Annotated in this window: 10 protein-coding genes and 2 tRNA genes; 8 read left to right on the top strand and 4 right to left on the bottom strand. The window is 69.9% G+C overall.

Features of this window, described 5'->3' with window-relative positions; all coding sequences use genetic code 11:
• Window positions 1-172: 172 nt before the first annotated feature.
• Entirely contained in the window at window positions 173-3,055 is a 2,883-nt protein-coding gene (locus CcI49_RS17210) for a hypothetical protein (RefSeq protein ID WP_076827667.1), read from the top strand.
• Window positions 3,056-3,308: 253 nt separating this feature from the next.
• Here CcI49_RS17210 and CcI49_RS17205 read toward each other — a convergent pair whose 3' ends face one another.
• A complete protein-coding gene (locus tag CcI49_RS17205; RefSeq protein WP_054568046.1) occupies window positions 3,309-3,536 on the bottom strand; it encodes a hypothetical protein in 228 nt (75 codons plus the stop codon).
• Between the two features lie 446 nt (window positions 3,537-3,982).
• On the opposite strand from CcI49_RS17205, the gene CcI49_RS17200 reads away from it, so the two are divergent.
• Entirely contained in the window at window positions 3,983-4,672 is a 690-nt protein-coding gene (locus CcI49_RS17200) for a Fic family protein (RefSeq protein WP_076827664.1), read from the top strand.
• Window positions 4,673-4,949: 277 nt separating this feature from the next.
• Here CcI49_RS17200 and CcI49_RS17195 read toward each other — a convergent pair.
• Window positions 4,950-5,022, bottom strand: a tRNA-Arg gene (locus CcI49_RS17195).
• Between the two features lie 236 nt (window positions 5,023-5,258).
• Entirely contained in the window at window positions 5,259-5,483 is a 225-nt protein-coding gene (locus tag CcI49_RS17190) for a DUF3039 domain-containing protein (RefSeq protein WP_006538809.1), read from the bottom strand.
• 407 nt (window positions 5,484-5,890) lie between these two features.
• Between CcI49_RS17190 and CcI49_RS17185 the strand changes: the two genes are divergently transcribed.
• On the top strand, window positions 5,891-6,577 hold the full coding sequence (locus CcI49_RS17185) for a metal-dependent transcriptional regulator (RefSeq protein ID WP_054568044.1): 687 nt from the start codon (window positions 5,891-5,893) through the stop codon (window positions 6,575-6,577).
• A 507-nt stretch (window positions 6,578-7,084) separates the two neighbouring features.
• Here CcI49_RS17185 and CcI49_RS17180 read toward each other — a convergent pair.
• Entirely contained in the window at window positions 7,085-8,326 is a 1,242-nt protein-coding gene (locus tag CcI49_RS17180) for a C40 family peptidase (RefSeq protein ID WP_241840106.1), read from the bottom strand.
• Window positions 8,327-8,829: 503 nt separating this feature from the next.
• On the opposite strand from CcI49_RS17180, the gene CcI49_RS17175 reads away from it, so the two are divergent.
• The 5 genes from CcI49_RS17175 (at window position 8,830) to CcI49_RS17155 (ending at window position 13,758) form a co-directional block, all read left to right on the top strand.
• Window positions 8,830-10,113 carry an ammonium transporter gene (locus CcI49_RS17175; RefSeq protein WP_054568043.1) on the top strand — a complete coding sequence of 428 codons (1,284 nt, stop codon included), beginning with the start codon at window positions 8,830-8,832 and terminating at the stop codon, window positions 10,111-10,113.
• The gene (locus tag CcI49_RS17170) at window positions 10,110-10,448 is read left to right on the top strand and encodes a P-II family nitrogen regulator (RefSeq protein WP_054568042.1); all 339 of its coding nucleotides are present in this window, start codon (window positions 10,110-10,112) and stop codon (window positions 10,446-10,448) included. Before CcI49_RS17175 ends, CcI49_RS17170 begins: the two co-directional genes overlap by 4 nt.
• Window positions 10,449-10,614: 166 nt before the next feature.
• On the top strand, window positions 10,615-12,981 hold the full coding sequence (locus tag CcI49_RS17165) for a [protein-PII] uridylyltransferase (protein ID WP_076827660.1): 2,367 nt from the start codon (window positions 10,615-10,617) through the stop codon (window positions 12,979-12,981).
• A gap of 158 nt (window positions 12,982-13,139) precedes the next feature.
• Window positions 13,140-13,229, top strand: a tRNA-Ser gene (locus CcI49_RS17160).
• Window positions 13,230-13,404: 175 nt separating this feature from the next.
• A complete protein-coding gene (locus CcI49_RS17155) occupies window positions 13,405-13,758 on the top strand; it encodes a DUF4326 domain-containing protein (protein ID WP_054568040.1) in 354 nt (117 codons plus the stop codon).
• Window positions 13,759-13,803: the final 45 nt, after the last annotated feature.

Here is a 13,803-nt window from a genome sequence, read left to right as displayed (position 1 = left end):
GGTGACGACTCGCCGCGCGCGAGTTCCGTGACGCTCGATCACTCTGTGTAATCATCGCCGGGCGTCCCGTCACCAGCTGGGACGCACGACCGCGTTGCGCTGGTCGATCGACGTCTGCTGCCTGGCCCGTCGCGGTGTGGCATCGGCGGGCGGCCCAGGCCGAGGAGCGAGCATGCCGAGACGTCTACCGCGACGCCGGGCAGGTCTGCTCGCGTCGGCCGGATCAGTGGGCCCGCTGGCCTGGCACGTGCCGGCCGTGGTCGCGCTGATCGTGCTGACAGCCACCGTGGCCCCGGCCATGGCCGTCACAACGTCCGCTGCTGGTGGTCCGTCCGCATCGGTCGACCCGCGGCCCGGCGCTGGCGAGTCCCCGCGCACTGCCACGGCGGCGCTGGCTCCCGCGATCACGGTGGCGACATCCGTGGCGCAGAGCTCGTTCTCCGGCGTCGGTCAGACGCTCGACTTCGCCTACCTGGTGACGAACAGCGCAGACGCGCCGCTGACGAACGTCGTCGTGCACGACGCGCTCGCCGGCGTGTCGCCGGCGACCTGTGCGGCCAACGAACTGGCCCCGGGCGGAACCACCACCTGCGGTGCGACCTACGTGACGACTCAGGCGGACGTCGACCGCGGGCGGGTCGAGAACACCGCCGTCGCGAACGGCACGCCGCCGTCCGGCCCTCCGGTGACCTCGGCGCCGTCACACAGCTCCACCAGCTCCACGCCCCCGACCGGATCGATCAGCATCGTGGGCCCGTCGGTTCCGCCCACCTTCGGTGCTGGCTTCGGGTCTATCCCGTTTCGCCTGACCATCACCTTCGCCGTCACCAACACCGGTGCCGCGCCGCTGGGCGAGATCTCCATCCTGTCGGCGACACCGCCAGGCACCCAGATCTCCTGCCCGGCGCAGGTGCTCGCCCCCGGCGAGTCCATGAACTGCGACAGCCTGACAAACACCACCCAGACGGATGTGGACCGAGGATCGGTCTACATCAGTGCCGTCGTGACCGGCCGGCTCGCCACCGGCAGGTGGACGTCGGCCGCCACGACCGTCTACGCGTACGCCGTCCAGCAACCGAGTCTCCAGTTGTTCGGGGACTCGTCCCCTGCTTTCAGCAAGGCCGGTGATCCGGTCGACTTCAACTACCGGATAGGCCAGAACGGAAACGTCACCCTGACCGACGTCACGCTGGAATCGTCACAGGCTGCCCCGGCCGCCGGCGTTGTCTGCGGCAGAAGGGTGCCTCCCATCCCCTTCGGCGGCACCTTCGGCTGCACGGTCAGGACCGTCGCGACCCAGGCTGACATCGACGCCGGCTTCATCGCGAACGTGGCCCGCCTTGTCGGCACCGCGCCGACGGGCGAGCTGATCACAACGCCGCCGAGGGTCACCATCCTGCAGCCCGAGGGTGCCGGGCCCATCCCCCCCACCACTGGCGCGATCTCCCTGGCCAAGTCCGCCGCGCCGGCCGAGTTCGTCGGCGCGGGCCAGCGGCTGGACTACTCCTACCTGGTGACGAACATCGGCCCGGTCGGCCTGTCCGGCGTCCGCGTCGTGGACGGCCTGCCAGGCCTGTCCCCGGTCGCCTGCCCGGCGACAACACTCGCTCCCGGCGCCGCGATGACCTGCACCGCCTCCTACCTCACCACCGACGCCGCCGCGAACGTCGGCCAGGTCCGCAACGACGCGTTCGCCTACGGAACGCCGCCCGGCGCGCCGCCGGTGCTCTCCGCCCCGGCAATCACGACGACGCCGGGCCGGCCCGCGCAGCAGCCCCATCCCGGCATCGCCCTCACGGCGCAGGTGGAGCCGACCACCGTCCCCATCGCACAGCAGCTCCTGCACTACACCTACCTGGTGACGAACACCGGCGACGTCCCCCTGGAGAACATCCGGCTCTCCGAGGCGCTGCAGTCCGGGTTGGTATCCTGCCCGAACGGTTCGCTGCCGCCCGGCGCGTCGATGTCCTGCACCGCCGACTACACCATCAAGGATCAGGACGTCGCCCGGGGCGTGGTGTACAGCGAAGCGATAGTGACCGGACAGCCCCCGTCCGGGCCACCGGTGATCTCGACGCCGGCGGAAACCTCCGCGACACTGCTGCCGCGGGCAACGATCTCGCTGACAAAATCCACGGTCCAGACGTCGTTCACCGGCCCGGGCGAGCCGATCGACCTCACCTACGCCGCGACGAACACCAGCGGCCAGCCGCTGACCAACGTGTTCGTGTACGACGCTCTGGCAGGTGTGCCGCCGGTGCGCTGCGCCGCGACGAGCCTCGCTCCGGCCCAGTCGACGACCTGCACCGCCCGCTATGTCACGACGCAGGCCGACGCCGACAGGGGCACGTTCAGCAACAGCGCTTGGGCGGCGGGCACGCCGCCGACGGGTCCGCCGGTCGTCTCCGAGCCGGCGATCGCGACGTTGTCGGTTCCGGTCCTGTCGCTGGTGAAGACCGCCAACACCACGTCCTTCACCGCCGCGGGTGAGCGGCTCACATACCTCTACATCGTCACCAACCGTGGCCCGGGCGCACTCACCGGCCTCGTGGTGAACGACCCGATGCCCGGCCTGTCGGCCGTGGACTGCCCGGTGACGACACTGGCCGTCACCGCGATGACGATCTGCACGGCGAACTACGTGACCACACAGGCCGACGTCGACGCGCGGAAGGTCGAAAACGTGGCGACCGTGAGCGCGACCCCGGTGTTCGGGGCCACGGTGACCTCGAAGCCGTCAACCACCTCGGTTCTACTGCGCTCCGACACAGGCCCGGCAGGACCGCCCGGTCCTGCCGGACCGCCCGGTCCTGCCGGACCGGCTGGGCCGGTCGGTCCCGCTGGACCTGCTGGACCCGCTGGACCGGTCGGGCCGGTTGGGCCCGCTGGGCCGCCTGGGCCGGTCGGGCCGGCTGGGCCGCCTGGGCCGGTCGGGCCCGCTGGACCCGCTGGGCCGGTCGGTCCTGCCGGACCCCCAGGTCCCCCCGGACCGTCTGGCCACCGAGGATGGAAGATCGACATCGGGAAGATCCGTATCCCGCCCCTCTTCAGGTAGCTCGCGGTGGACGACGCCGCGGCCCGGTCAGGCTGCCAGGGGCCGGCGCGGTGTTGCTGCCGATCGGGGTCGGCCGCGGGCGGTGCCCCTTGCCGAGCATGTGCAGCACCTTCCGCGTGAGGTCGACACCGTCGACACGGAGCTTCGCAATCCCGGTACGCCGCCCGCGGGAATCGAGCAGCCAGCGGATGGTCGCGTCCCGCTCCGGCGGTGAGTGCGTGATCTCCTCTTCGTCGTGGAGCCACTGGAACCACTACTGCCGGGCACGGGAGGTCTGGTTCACGTAGGCGCCCCCGCGGCCCTCGGGGCGTCGCGGGGTCGGGACGGTGCCGAACCAGATCGGGAACTCCTCGATCTGGGGCTTCGTGATCTGAGCTGCTGGGTCGAGTGGGTCGGCGGAGTCGGCCAGGTAGTTGATCAGCGCGGTGGCGGCGTCGAGGTGGAGCTTGCGGGTCTTGGGCGCGCGCCGCGCCGCTTCCATCGAGCGGTTCCAGCTCGTAAGCAACAGTCCCCAGAGGGGTCCAGACCCCCGCGAAGATCGGCCATGCGCGGAAAGTCAACACGCCTATCAGCGCTGTACTCGACCCTCATGATCACTGTTAGTCGGGCCCAGCGCAGGCCAGAGCCTGTTTGTGCCCCTGGCAGGAATCGGACCCGCGGCCTACCGCCTAGGAGTGCCATGGTGACCTGTTCACCGACGTCCCTGACGGTCTGGCAGGGGCGCCAGCGCGGTCGGTGGCATCGTCGCAACCGGCGCTGAACGACCACGAACGAGACCAGAACTGAGACCCACGCAGTGGACATCCCAACGGACCTTGGCCGGCCCTGGTGCTGTCGCGAGCATGACCAGACGCGCTCTTCGATGGACACCCAAGGCCAGCAGGTCACTGCGTCCGGGACTGTGCCCCACGGTGGCAACACGACGACTTGATCACGCTTACCGAGGTGTGCAACGTCCACGCGGTTGCGCTTGGCAAGGTGTGGGATGTCGCTCCGCACCCACACGCGCACGAGTCGGAGAGCCCAGGAAACTTCCGAAGTCACGACATTCAGCCGTTCGCGGGTGGGATGACATCCCCGGCACACACGCTCGTGCCCATGGAGATCAAAGGCTGGGTCGACCGGGTCAACGCGATCGGGCCCGGCATCGTCAAGGATGAGCACGCGATCGAGCAGGTTCCTGAGATGCTGGCAGGCATCCATGTCCGCTTTGAACAGATCCACCCGTTCCTTGACGGCAACGGGCGCACCGGACGACTCGCGCTCAACCTGATCTTGGTTCGGTTGGGCTGGCCTCCGGCGATCATCCTCAAGGCGCAGCGAGCCCGCTACCTCAAGGCTCTCGACCGCGCCGACCATGACGATCTTGGCTCGCTGGCCGAGATTATTGCCAGGTCGGTCATCGACAATCTGCACCGACTGATCCCGAACATCGCCGGGCCTGCGAAGTATGTCCCCCTTGAGGCTCTGGTTGACGACGAGTTCAGCCTTGCCGCCCTCAAGCAGGCGGCAACTCGGGGAAGGCTAGAGGCGATCATCGGCCCGGATGGGCGCTACCGCTCCAGTAAGGCAGCACTCGGCGCCTACAAGGCATCGAAATACTCGCGGCGCAGGTGACGCCGACCGCAAGGACCCCTCTGGCGCGTAACCAACATCGCATCCACAACGCGCACGGCCAGAACCCCGACGCCCGCCACGCCATCGGAGCCCCAGCTCTGCTCGGCACCCGGGTGTGTTGGGCCGCCGCCGCCGCGAGCGCGAAGCGCAGCGGCCGGGGGCTCGGGGGGCGAAGCCCCCTGAGCTGGGGGTTCCAGGGGGTGGCCCCCTGGGCCAGCATGGCGCGGGAGCCCGGGAAGGCGGCCGAAGGCCACCGAACAGGCGGAAGCCGATCGTGTGCCCCTGGCAGGAATCGGACCTGCGGCCTACCGCTTAGGAGGCGGTCGCTCTATCCACTGAGCTACAGAGGCATTGCGCCGCAATAATACAAGGATTCGGCCGCTGCCTCACGCCGGACCTGTCGCGTACTGCGGCGAGTGGCGCGAACCTACCCGATGCTTCTCGGGATCTTCGAAAACCATCGGCAAGTCTACTCGCCACCGCGCCGGGGTGGTTGACGTCCGTTGGGCGGCCACGCGCTCGATGGTCCTGCGGGCTGGCTGAGCGTGCGCGCTGCGTGATCAGACGTCTTTTCGGGGGCCGGGGATCAGCCGAACTGCTCGGCCATCTCGACGAGTTCCTTGCAGCGGGGGCAGACCGGGTAGCGCTGCGGGTCGCGGACCGGCTCGAACTTGTAGCCGCACAGGGCTGTTACGCGGCCACCCTCGATGGAGGCTCGGACGATCTCCTCGCGGCGCGCGTAGTGGGAGTGGTCATCTCCCTCGTTGGTGCGGGTGTCGGACGTCTCCGGCGCGATCTGCGTGGTGCTCATACCCTTGAGTGTAGGTACCTGCCCGCGTCGTGCCGCSCTGACGGTGTGGGTGCCGTGGTGGCTGCGTGACCGCAGGCGAGATCATGCTCGCGGCCGTCTGGGCTCCTGCCCGGCGGTGCCGCCGTGTTCCTGGAAGCCGGTCCTTAATGTCGTGTTTGTGCATGCTCCGGGCTGGGTCGAGGTGCGGGCGTGCCGAGCTGGCGACGCCTGTCCTCCGACAAGGCCCAATCCCCACTTTGGGTACCCGGTCGGGTACCCTCGGTGGGTAGGGAGCGGTTCGGCGTGGTGACGACGGAGCGGCTTCCGGGGCGGCTTGGCCATACCACAATCCGACACCAGGACGCAGAGGAATGTGGCTCCTCCTGAGGGGCGTTGAAGCGTACTCTGGTTGCGGACGAAGGAGACCGGTGACTGGACTGATTGACAGTACCGAGATGTACCTCCGGACCCTGTACGAGCTACGGGAGGAGGGCATCACCCCGCTGCGTGCCCGCCTGGTCGAACGGCTGCATGTGAGTGCTCCGGCGGCCAGTGAGTCGACTGCGCGGCTGGCGAGCGAGGGCCTGGTGGCCCTGGCTGATGACCGGACGGTGCAGTTCACGGAGAAGGGCCTGGTCAGGGCCACGGCGGTGATGCGTAAGCATCGTCTCGCCGAGCTACTCCTGACCAAGATCATTGGCCTGGACTGGGCGCTGGTTCACAACGAGGCATGTCGCTGGGAGCACGTGATCTCGGACGAGGTCGAGGCCCGGCTGACGGTTCTTCTGGGTGATCCGAAGCGTTGCCCCTTCGGCAACGAGATCCCGGCCCCGTTGGAGACCGCCGAGCCGCCCGTCGCGGCCCCGGTGAGCCTGCTCACCTCCGCTGAGCGGAATGTCAGTGGCCCCAAGGCCGTGACGGTGAGCTGGATCTCCGAACGCCTCCAGACCGACGAGAACGCGATGCGCACCCTGCGCGACGCATCGGTCGTGCCAGGCGCGAAGATCTCGCTGAACGCTCGTGGTGACAGGCTTTACATCGCGAAGCCGGACGGCGACGCCGACGAATCGGAGATCAGCCGGGGCATGGCGTCCCTGGTCTACGTCGATCACTGAGCCTTTTCCGTCGTCGGCTCGGCCTCCGCGGCATCCGTGTCCGCGGGCTGTGTGACGGAGAAGGCTCACTGGCACTCCGGCGAGCCAGCGGTGGCGCCCGCCACAGCGGTGCGCCTGTCGGCAAGCGTCGCTCGGCTCATCTCGAACAACTTCACTGCTGGTATCTGAGGACCGGGCCCGGTGGGTCCGGTCCGATGTCTTTCCGGGGAGAGGTCGGGCGCCGCTGCGTGCGCCAGACGTTTGGCGGACCAGGCGGCCCGGCAAGCTGATAGCCCATAGGTGGTGGTTGGCCGGGTGTGGCCTGGCATGTTCTGGCCGGCAGGCGCTCCGGCCGTGGTGGGAGCCGGCGCCACGGCCTGACCTGCCAGGGCTGGGCTCGCCGCTGCCAGGGCTGGGCTCGGTCTCGTCCGGCCGCCACAGCCCACCGCCACAGCCCACCGCTGCGGGCTCCGACGGTCGCTGCTCGTTCCAGAGCGCCCCGCGGATGAGGTGCCCCGTACAGCGCGGTCAGGCTCCGGGACGTACACCGCCCTGGAAGGACGACCACCACACGTTCTCGATCCGCACGACCTCTCCGGTGCGCGGGGCGTGGATCATCTTTCCATCACCGATGTAGATGCCGACGTGATAAAGATCCGCGCCGAAGAAGACGAGATCGCCGGGAATCAGCTCCGCGCGGGAGACCCGCCGACCGGATGTCCACTGGTCGCCGGTGTAGTGGGGGATGGCGACGCCTGCCTTGCCCCAGACCCACTGGGCCAGCCCGGAGCAGTCGAAGCTGTCCGGTCCCTCGGCACCCCAGACGTACGGTTTCCCCAGCTGTGCGTGTGCTTCCTGGACCGCGCGGGCGGCCCCGCCGCTGCCGCCGGTGGGGGGCGGTGGCGCCGGCGCGACGGGTGCGGCGGCGAAGGCTGAGCCGGCCGTCGCGACGAGCCCGGCTTCCCGGGTCAGGCGTTCACGTTCCAGCGCGGCCTGGCGGGCCGCTTCCGCGGCTGCCGCGGCTTCGGCGGCCTGACGGGCACGTAGCGCGGCTGCTTCCCGTTCGCGGGCCTCTCGTTCCAGCTGGGCCTGTCGGCCGATCAGGTCGTCCAACAGCTGGTGCTGTTCGGCGGCGGAGGCTTCGATTCCGCGCCGTTGCTCGGAGAGTGAGTCGACGACGTGCTGACGACCGGCGAGGGCCTCGTCGGCGGCCTGCTTCGCCTCGGTCTGGTCGTGACGGGCCAGGCGCAGGTCGGACTCGGCGGCCCGCTGCCGCCGCGACAGTGCGTTGACGGCGCCGGCGCGGTCGAGCGCGGTCCGTGGATCTCCGGTAAGCAGGATGGAAAGCTGTTCGAAACCGCCTGAGCGGTAGGCCGAGGTCGCCAGCCCACGGTGGCGGTCCGACGCCGTTCGGACGGCTGCGTCCGCCGCGCTGAGGCGCTGACGGGCGGTTGTCGCGGTGCGTTCCGCCTCGGCGAGCCGGATGCGTTCCGCGTTGTACTGCTCGGCTGCCACGGAGAGCTGGTGCCCGAGCTCGTCGATACGGGCCCGGGTGGTCGCGATCTGCGCGGTGACGCTACCGAGGTCCTCTGCGTGGCCTTCCCGCGGCCGGTCGCCGGAGCCGGAGCCAGAGCCGGCGCGTGAGTCGGAGCCGGCGCGAGAGGCGGAGTCGGAGCCGGCGCGAGGGCTGGCGCCTGGCTCGGCGCGGGCGATACCGAGGCCGACTCCGAGGCCTGGACCAGCTGTCAGCGCGGGGCCTGCAGTCAGCACGCCAACCAGCGCGACGAGGGCCGGGCGCCGGCCTCGCGGACCGCTCTCCCGAGGCCGCGGTGGCGGCTCGCGGCGCCATTTCTCGTCTTTCGTGCTCGATGAGCTCGGCCCTTCAATACCTCCTCTGTCATCCGCGGCGGACGAAGCGGGCGAATTCATACCCGATCGGGGGATACTGTTGGCCTCGTGGGACGGGCTGCCGGCGCTATGCCAGCCCTCCGTCGGAACACTGGTCACGACGCGGCACCGTAACTCTGTGCAGTTGTAGAGTCACGGAAGCGCGCCGACCGACACGGAGGGTCTCGGAACGCCCACCTGGTGCCCAAGGTCGGGGCGCACGGGTCGCCCAATTCAGCGATTTCACACGTCGGAAACAGATTAGACACTAGAACGGAACAGATCTTATCGACTCTTCGGCCGGAGGGACCGGGACGAGCGCAGCGTGGCCGGAGTCCGGGTAGCGCAGTCCGCGCGGTGCGCGCGGGGGGAATGACAGGAGTGACATGGCAGAACTGAACTCGGGCGACACCGCGTGGGTGCTGATCAGCGCCGCGATCGTGCTCTTCATGACGCCCGGCCTGGCATTTTTCTACGGCGGCATGGTCCGCGCGAAGAATGTGCTGGGCATGCTGATGCAGAATTTCTTCACCATGGGCATGATCACCCTGGTGTGGTCGGTCATCGGATTCAGCCTCGCATTCGGCGCGGGCAACGGATTCTGGGGTGGCCTCGACTTTTTCGCGCTTCAGGACCTGACCGCCAGCGACGGCGCGTACCCCTACGTCGCGTTCGTCGCCTTCCAGATGATGTTCGCGGTCATCACCCCGGCGCTGATCACCGGGGCGATCGCGGACCGGATGAAGTTCAGCGCCTTCGCGGTCTTCATCACGCTGTGGTCGATCCTCGTCTACTCGCCGATCGCGCACTGGGTCTGGGCGAGCACCGGCTGGCTGTTCGAGCGGGGYGCGCTTGACTTCGCCGGTGGCACGGTCGTCCACGCGAACGCCGGTATCGCCGCGATCGTGCTCGCCGTGGTGCTGGGCAACCGGCGTGGCTGGCCCGGCGGCGACTTCCGCCCGCACAATGTGCCGTTCGTCCTGCTCGGCACCGGCATCCTGTGGGTCGGCTGGTTCGGCTTCAACGCCGGCTCCGCGCTGGGTGCGAACAAGGTCGCGGCGTTCGCCCTGCTCAACACTCAGATCGGCGCCGCCACGGCCATCCTCGGCTGGATCGCCATCGAGTACCTGCGGGACGGCAAGGCCACCACGCTCGGCGCCGCCTCCGGTGCGGTCGCCGGTCTGGTCGCCATCACGCCGGCCTGTGGTTTTGTCTCGCCGATGGGATCGATCGCCATCGGTCTGATCGCGGGTGCGGTCTGCGCACTGGCCACCTCGATCAAGGGCAAGGTCGGCATCGACGACTCGCTCGACGTCGGCGCGGTCCACCTCGTCGGTGGTGTCCTCGGTGCACTGCTCACCGGTTTCTTCGCGACCGTCGACACCAACCCGGCGGGCAAGGACGGCGTGTTCTACGGCGGCCCCTGGAAGGTCGTGCTCGAGCAGCTGATCGCCATCGGCGCGACGCTGGGCTACTCCGCGGTCGTGACCCTGCTGATCGCTCTGGCGATCAAGTACACGATCGGCCTCAAGGTCTCCGAGGAGGAAGAGGAGCAGGGCCTCGACGAGGCGCTGCACGGTGAGACCGCCTACCGCCAGACCTCGCTCAGCAGCGGCAGCGGGTTCACCTCCGTCGCCGCCGCCCGTGTCCCCGAGGAGGCCCAGGCATGAAGCTCGTCACCGCGGTCATCAAGCCGTTCAAGGTCGACGACGTGAAGACGGCGCTGGAAGGTCTCGGCGTGCACGGTCTCACGATCTCCGAGGTTCAGGGATACGGCCGCCAGAAGGGGCACACCGAGGTCTACCGGGGCGCCGAGTACAAGGTGGACTTCGTCCCGAAAATCAAGATCGAGGTCGTTGTCGACGACGAGGCGGTGGACGAGCTCGTCGCCGCGATCACCACGTCTGCCCAGACCGGCAAGATCGGTGACGGGAAAGTGTGGGTCGTTCCCGTCGACGCGGTTGTCCGTGTGCGGACGGGCGAGCGGGGCTCGGACGCTCTGTAAGCCGTACGAAACATCCTGGGGGCGCACCTGTTACGGTGCGCCCCCTTTCCGTTTCGGTGCCGTGACGACCAGAAGAGCTTTCGGTCGCATATCACCGGACAGCGGGAAGGAAAGTGCGCGAGAGTGCCAGAGTGGGGGCTGTGGACCAGTAGGACGGGGGCGACCGGTGGACGCGAGACTCCAGGCTCTGCGGGGCCGTGCGGACGAATTTCCCGGTTTGACCGGATCCGCGCTGCGTGCGGCCCTGGCCGAACTCGCCGACGCCGCGCTCGCCGACCTGTTCGGAGAACCAGGTGCCGGTATCGCGCTGCTGGCCGTGGGCGGCTACGGGCGCCGCGAGCCGGCCTTCGGCAGCGACCTCGACCTCGTGCTCGTCCACGACGGTCGCCGCAAGGACGTGTCCGCGGTCGCCGACGCGATCTGGTACCCGCTGTGGGACGCCGGGGTCGGCCTGGACCACAGCGTCCGCACCGTCGACGAAGCCGTCACCGTCGCCGACACCGACCTCAAGGTGGCCCTGGGCCTGCTCGACGCACGTCTCATCCGCGGTGACACCGGCCTCGCGGCGAAGCTCGTCGACACGGTCCGGGCCCGTTGGCGGTCGCGGGCGTCACGTCGGCTGCCGGAGCTCGCCCTGTCGGTCAACGAGCGGGCTCGCCGGACGGGAGAGGTCGCCTTCCTCCTCGAGCCGGACCTGAAGGACTCCCGGGGCGGCATGCGCGATGTGCAGGCGCTGAAGGCACTCGCCGCCGCCTGGGTGGCCGAGGAGCCCCCGGCGCGCGTCCAGCAGGCCTACGAGGTGCTGCTGGACGTCCGCGGTGAGGTGCGCCGGATCGGTCAGGGCCGCGGGCAGGACCGGCTTCTCCTGCAGGACGGCGAGGCGGTGGCCACGGCCCTGGGCTACCCGGACTCCGTCGCCGTCTCCCGCGCGGTCGCCGACGCGGGCCGGGTCATCTCCTGGACCTGGGACACCACCTGGTATCGGGTCGCGGCCGCGCAGCGCTCCAGCTCCAGGATCGGCGCCGGGCTGCGCCGCCCGGTCCGCCGGCCGCTGGACGAAGGCGTGGTCGAGCAGGACGGGGAGATCCAGCTGGCCCGGGACGCCGATCCGGCGAACGACCCCGGACTCGTCCTGCGTGCGGCCGCCGCCGCGGCGCGCACCGGCATCCCGTTCGGCCGCTACGCCATCGACCGGCTCGCCCAGGAGGCGCCCGCGATGCCCGCGCCCTGGCCCGAGGCCGCGCGCGACGACCTGGTCAGCCTGCTGGCGACCGGTGACCCCGCGATCCGGGTGATGGAGTCCCTCGACCAGGTGGGGCTGCTCGAGCGGCTGATCCCCGAGTGGGCCGCGGTGCGCAGCAGGCCACAGCGCAACCCGTACCACCGCTACACCGTCGACCGGCATCTGCTCGAGGCCGCCGCCCGCGCCGCCGCGCACACCCGGGACGTCGACCGGCCCGACCTGCTCCTGCTCGGCGCGCTGCTGCACGATATCGGCAAGGGATACCCAGGAGACCACACCGACGCCGGCATCGACGTCGTGCGAGAGCTGGCGCCCCGGCTGGGGCTCCCGCCCGAGGACACCGAGATCCTGCTCGCGATGATCCGGCACCATCTCCTGCTGGTCGAGGCCGCGACGAGGCGGGACATCGACGACACCGCCACGATCGAGTCGGTGGCCGCCTCCGCCGGCAGCGTCCGAGTGCTCACCCTGCTGCACCGGCTCACCGAGGCCGACGCCCAGGCGACCGGGCCGACCGCCTGGAACGCCTGGAAGGCCCGGCTCGTCTCCGAGCTCGTCCAACGCGCCACGGCCGTGCTCGACGGCCGCGAGCCGCCCTGCCCGCCCGCCCTGTCCGACCGCCAGATCGCGCTGCTCGCGCTGCCCGGCGATCTCACCGTGCAGGTCAACCCGCTGCCCGACGAGGGCATGTTCGAGATCGTCGTCGTGACGGCCGACGACCGGGTGGGGCTGCTCGCCACCACCGCGGGCGTGCTCGCGCTCAACCGGCTGGACGTCCGACGTGCCTCGGCGCGAAGCTCCGCCGGACGGTCCCTGCTGCAGGCCGCCGTCGCCGCGCCGCACGGCGAGCGGCCCGACCTCCAACGGCTCCAGGCGGACCTGCGTGGGGCGATCACGGGCAGCCTCGACCTGACCGCACGGCTCGCCGGCCGCGAACAGGACTATGCATCGAGTCGGCGGCGCAGCACCCCTGCGCCACCCCAGGTGATCTTCGACGATTCCGGCTCGGTGCCGGTGGTCGAGGTCCGGGCGCCCGACCGTGCCGGCGTGCTGCACCGCATCGCCAGGGCGCTGGCCGAGACGGGCCTGGACGTCCGCACCGCGATCGTCGCGACCCTGGGCCTGGACGTGGTCGATGCCTTCTACGTCGAGGATCCGGTCGAGGGGCCGGCCGGCACGCGACCGGCCGCGGTGCTAAGYGGCGAACGGCGCGCCGAGGTGGAGTCCGTCGTCCTGGCAGCCCTGACCGCAGGCGCGGTGGCCGGCGTCAGCACCGGCGACGGCCCGTGACCGTCCGCCTCGCTCCCGTCATGTTCGTCGCCGTCAGATACCTGAGGGTGTCCTGATCGGGAGCCGGCGTGGTGCCAYCGGGGGAGTGTTGCGCTCCGCACGGGAGGGTCGTGGTCTGGTCCGCTGTGCGGGGCGCTATGCTTGGGACGCACCTTCAAGGAGGCTTCGCCTAGTCCGGTCTATGGCGCCGCACTGCTAATGCGGTTTGGGTCTACAGCCCATCCGGGGTTCAAATCCCCGAGCCTCCGCCCTTGCTGGTCGGGCCCGTTCGTGTCGGACGGGCTTCTGACCAGGTACTTCTCCTTCACCCTCTGACGTCGCTCTGTGCGCTGTCCTGTGCTTCCGCGAGTGGTAGTTCGGGTAGAACGTGCATGCCAAGCAGGGCACGGGGGCCTGGTGCCGAGCGGACGACCAGGAGGCGGCATGGCCAGCACACCCACGAGCACTGTGCCGGCGCGGGTCCGGCTTTCCCGCGCATCGGGATGGCGCATGCCCGACAACGCGGTGAAGGTTGACCGGACCACCCGGTGGGGCAATCCGTTCGATCATCGTCTGCGCGGCAGGGCAGATGCCATCCGCCGTTACACCGCATGGATCGGCGGAGAGGGGCCGGACGAGATGCCCGCCGGCAAGCGGGTCGGGACGGTCTCTCGAACGTGGGTGCTGGAGCACCTCCCGGAACTCGCCGGCCACCCGCTGGCCTGCTGGTGCCCGCTGGACGAAGCGTGCCACGCCGATGTGCTTACCCGCCTCGCCGCCGAGGGTGAGCGGCCGTAACGAGGGTGAGCGGCCGTAACGAGCGTGAGCGGCGGTAACAGACGC

This window comes from Frankia sp. CcI49 (assembly GCF_001983215.1).
GTDB classification, from domain to species: domain Bacteria; phylum Actinomycetota; class Actinomycetes; order Frankiales; family Frankiaceae; genus Parafrankia; species Parafrankia irregularis.
The sequence above is the reverse complement of the archived record's forward strand: the minus strand, read 5'-3'. Positions and strand labels throughout refer to the sequence as shown.

What these genes read in the sequence shown, in the direction of transcription:
- CcI49_RS17155 (WP_054568040.1), top strand. Translation starts at nt 13,405, where the DNA reads ATGGCCAGCACACCCACGAGCACTGTGCCGGCGCGGGTCCGGCTTTCC.
- CcI49_RS17170 (WP_054568042.1), top strand. Translation starts at nt 10,110, where the DNA reads ATGAAGCTCGTCACCGCGGTCATCAAGCCGTTCAAGGTCGACGACGTG.
- CcI49_RS17210 (WP_076827667.1), top strand. Translation starts at nt 173, where the DNA reads ATGCCGAGACGTCTACCGCGACGCCGGGCAGGTCTGCTCGCGTCGGCC.
- CcI49_RS17205 (WP_054568046.1), bottom strand. Translation starts at nt 3,536, where the DNA reads ATGGAAGCGGCGCGGCGCGCGCCCAAGACCCGCAAGCTCCACCTCGAC.
- CcI49_RS17190 (WP_006538809.1), bottom strand. Translation starts at nt 5,483, where the DNA reads ATGAGCACCACGCAGATCGCGCCGGAGACGTCCGACACCCGCACCAAC.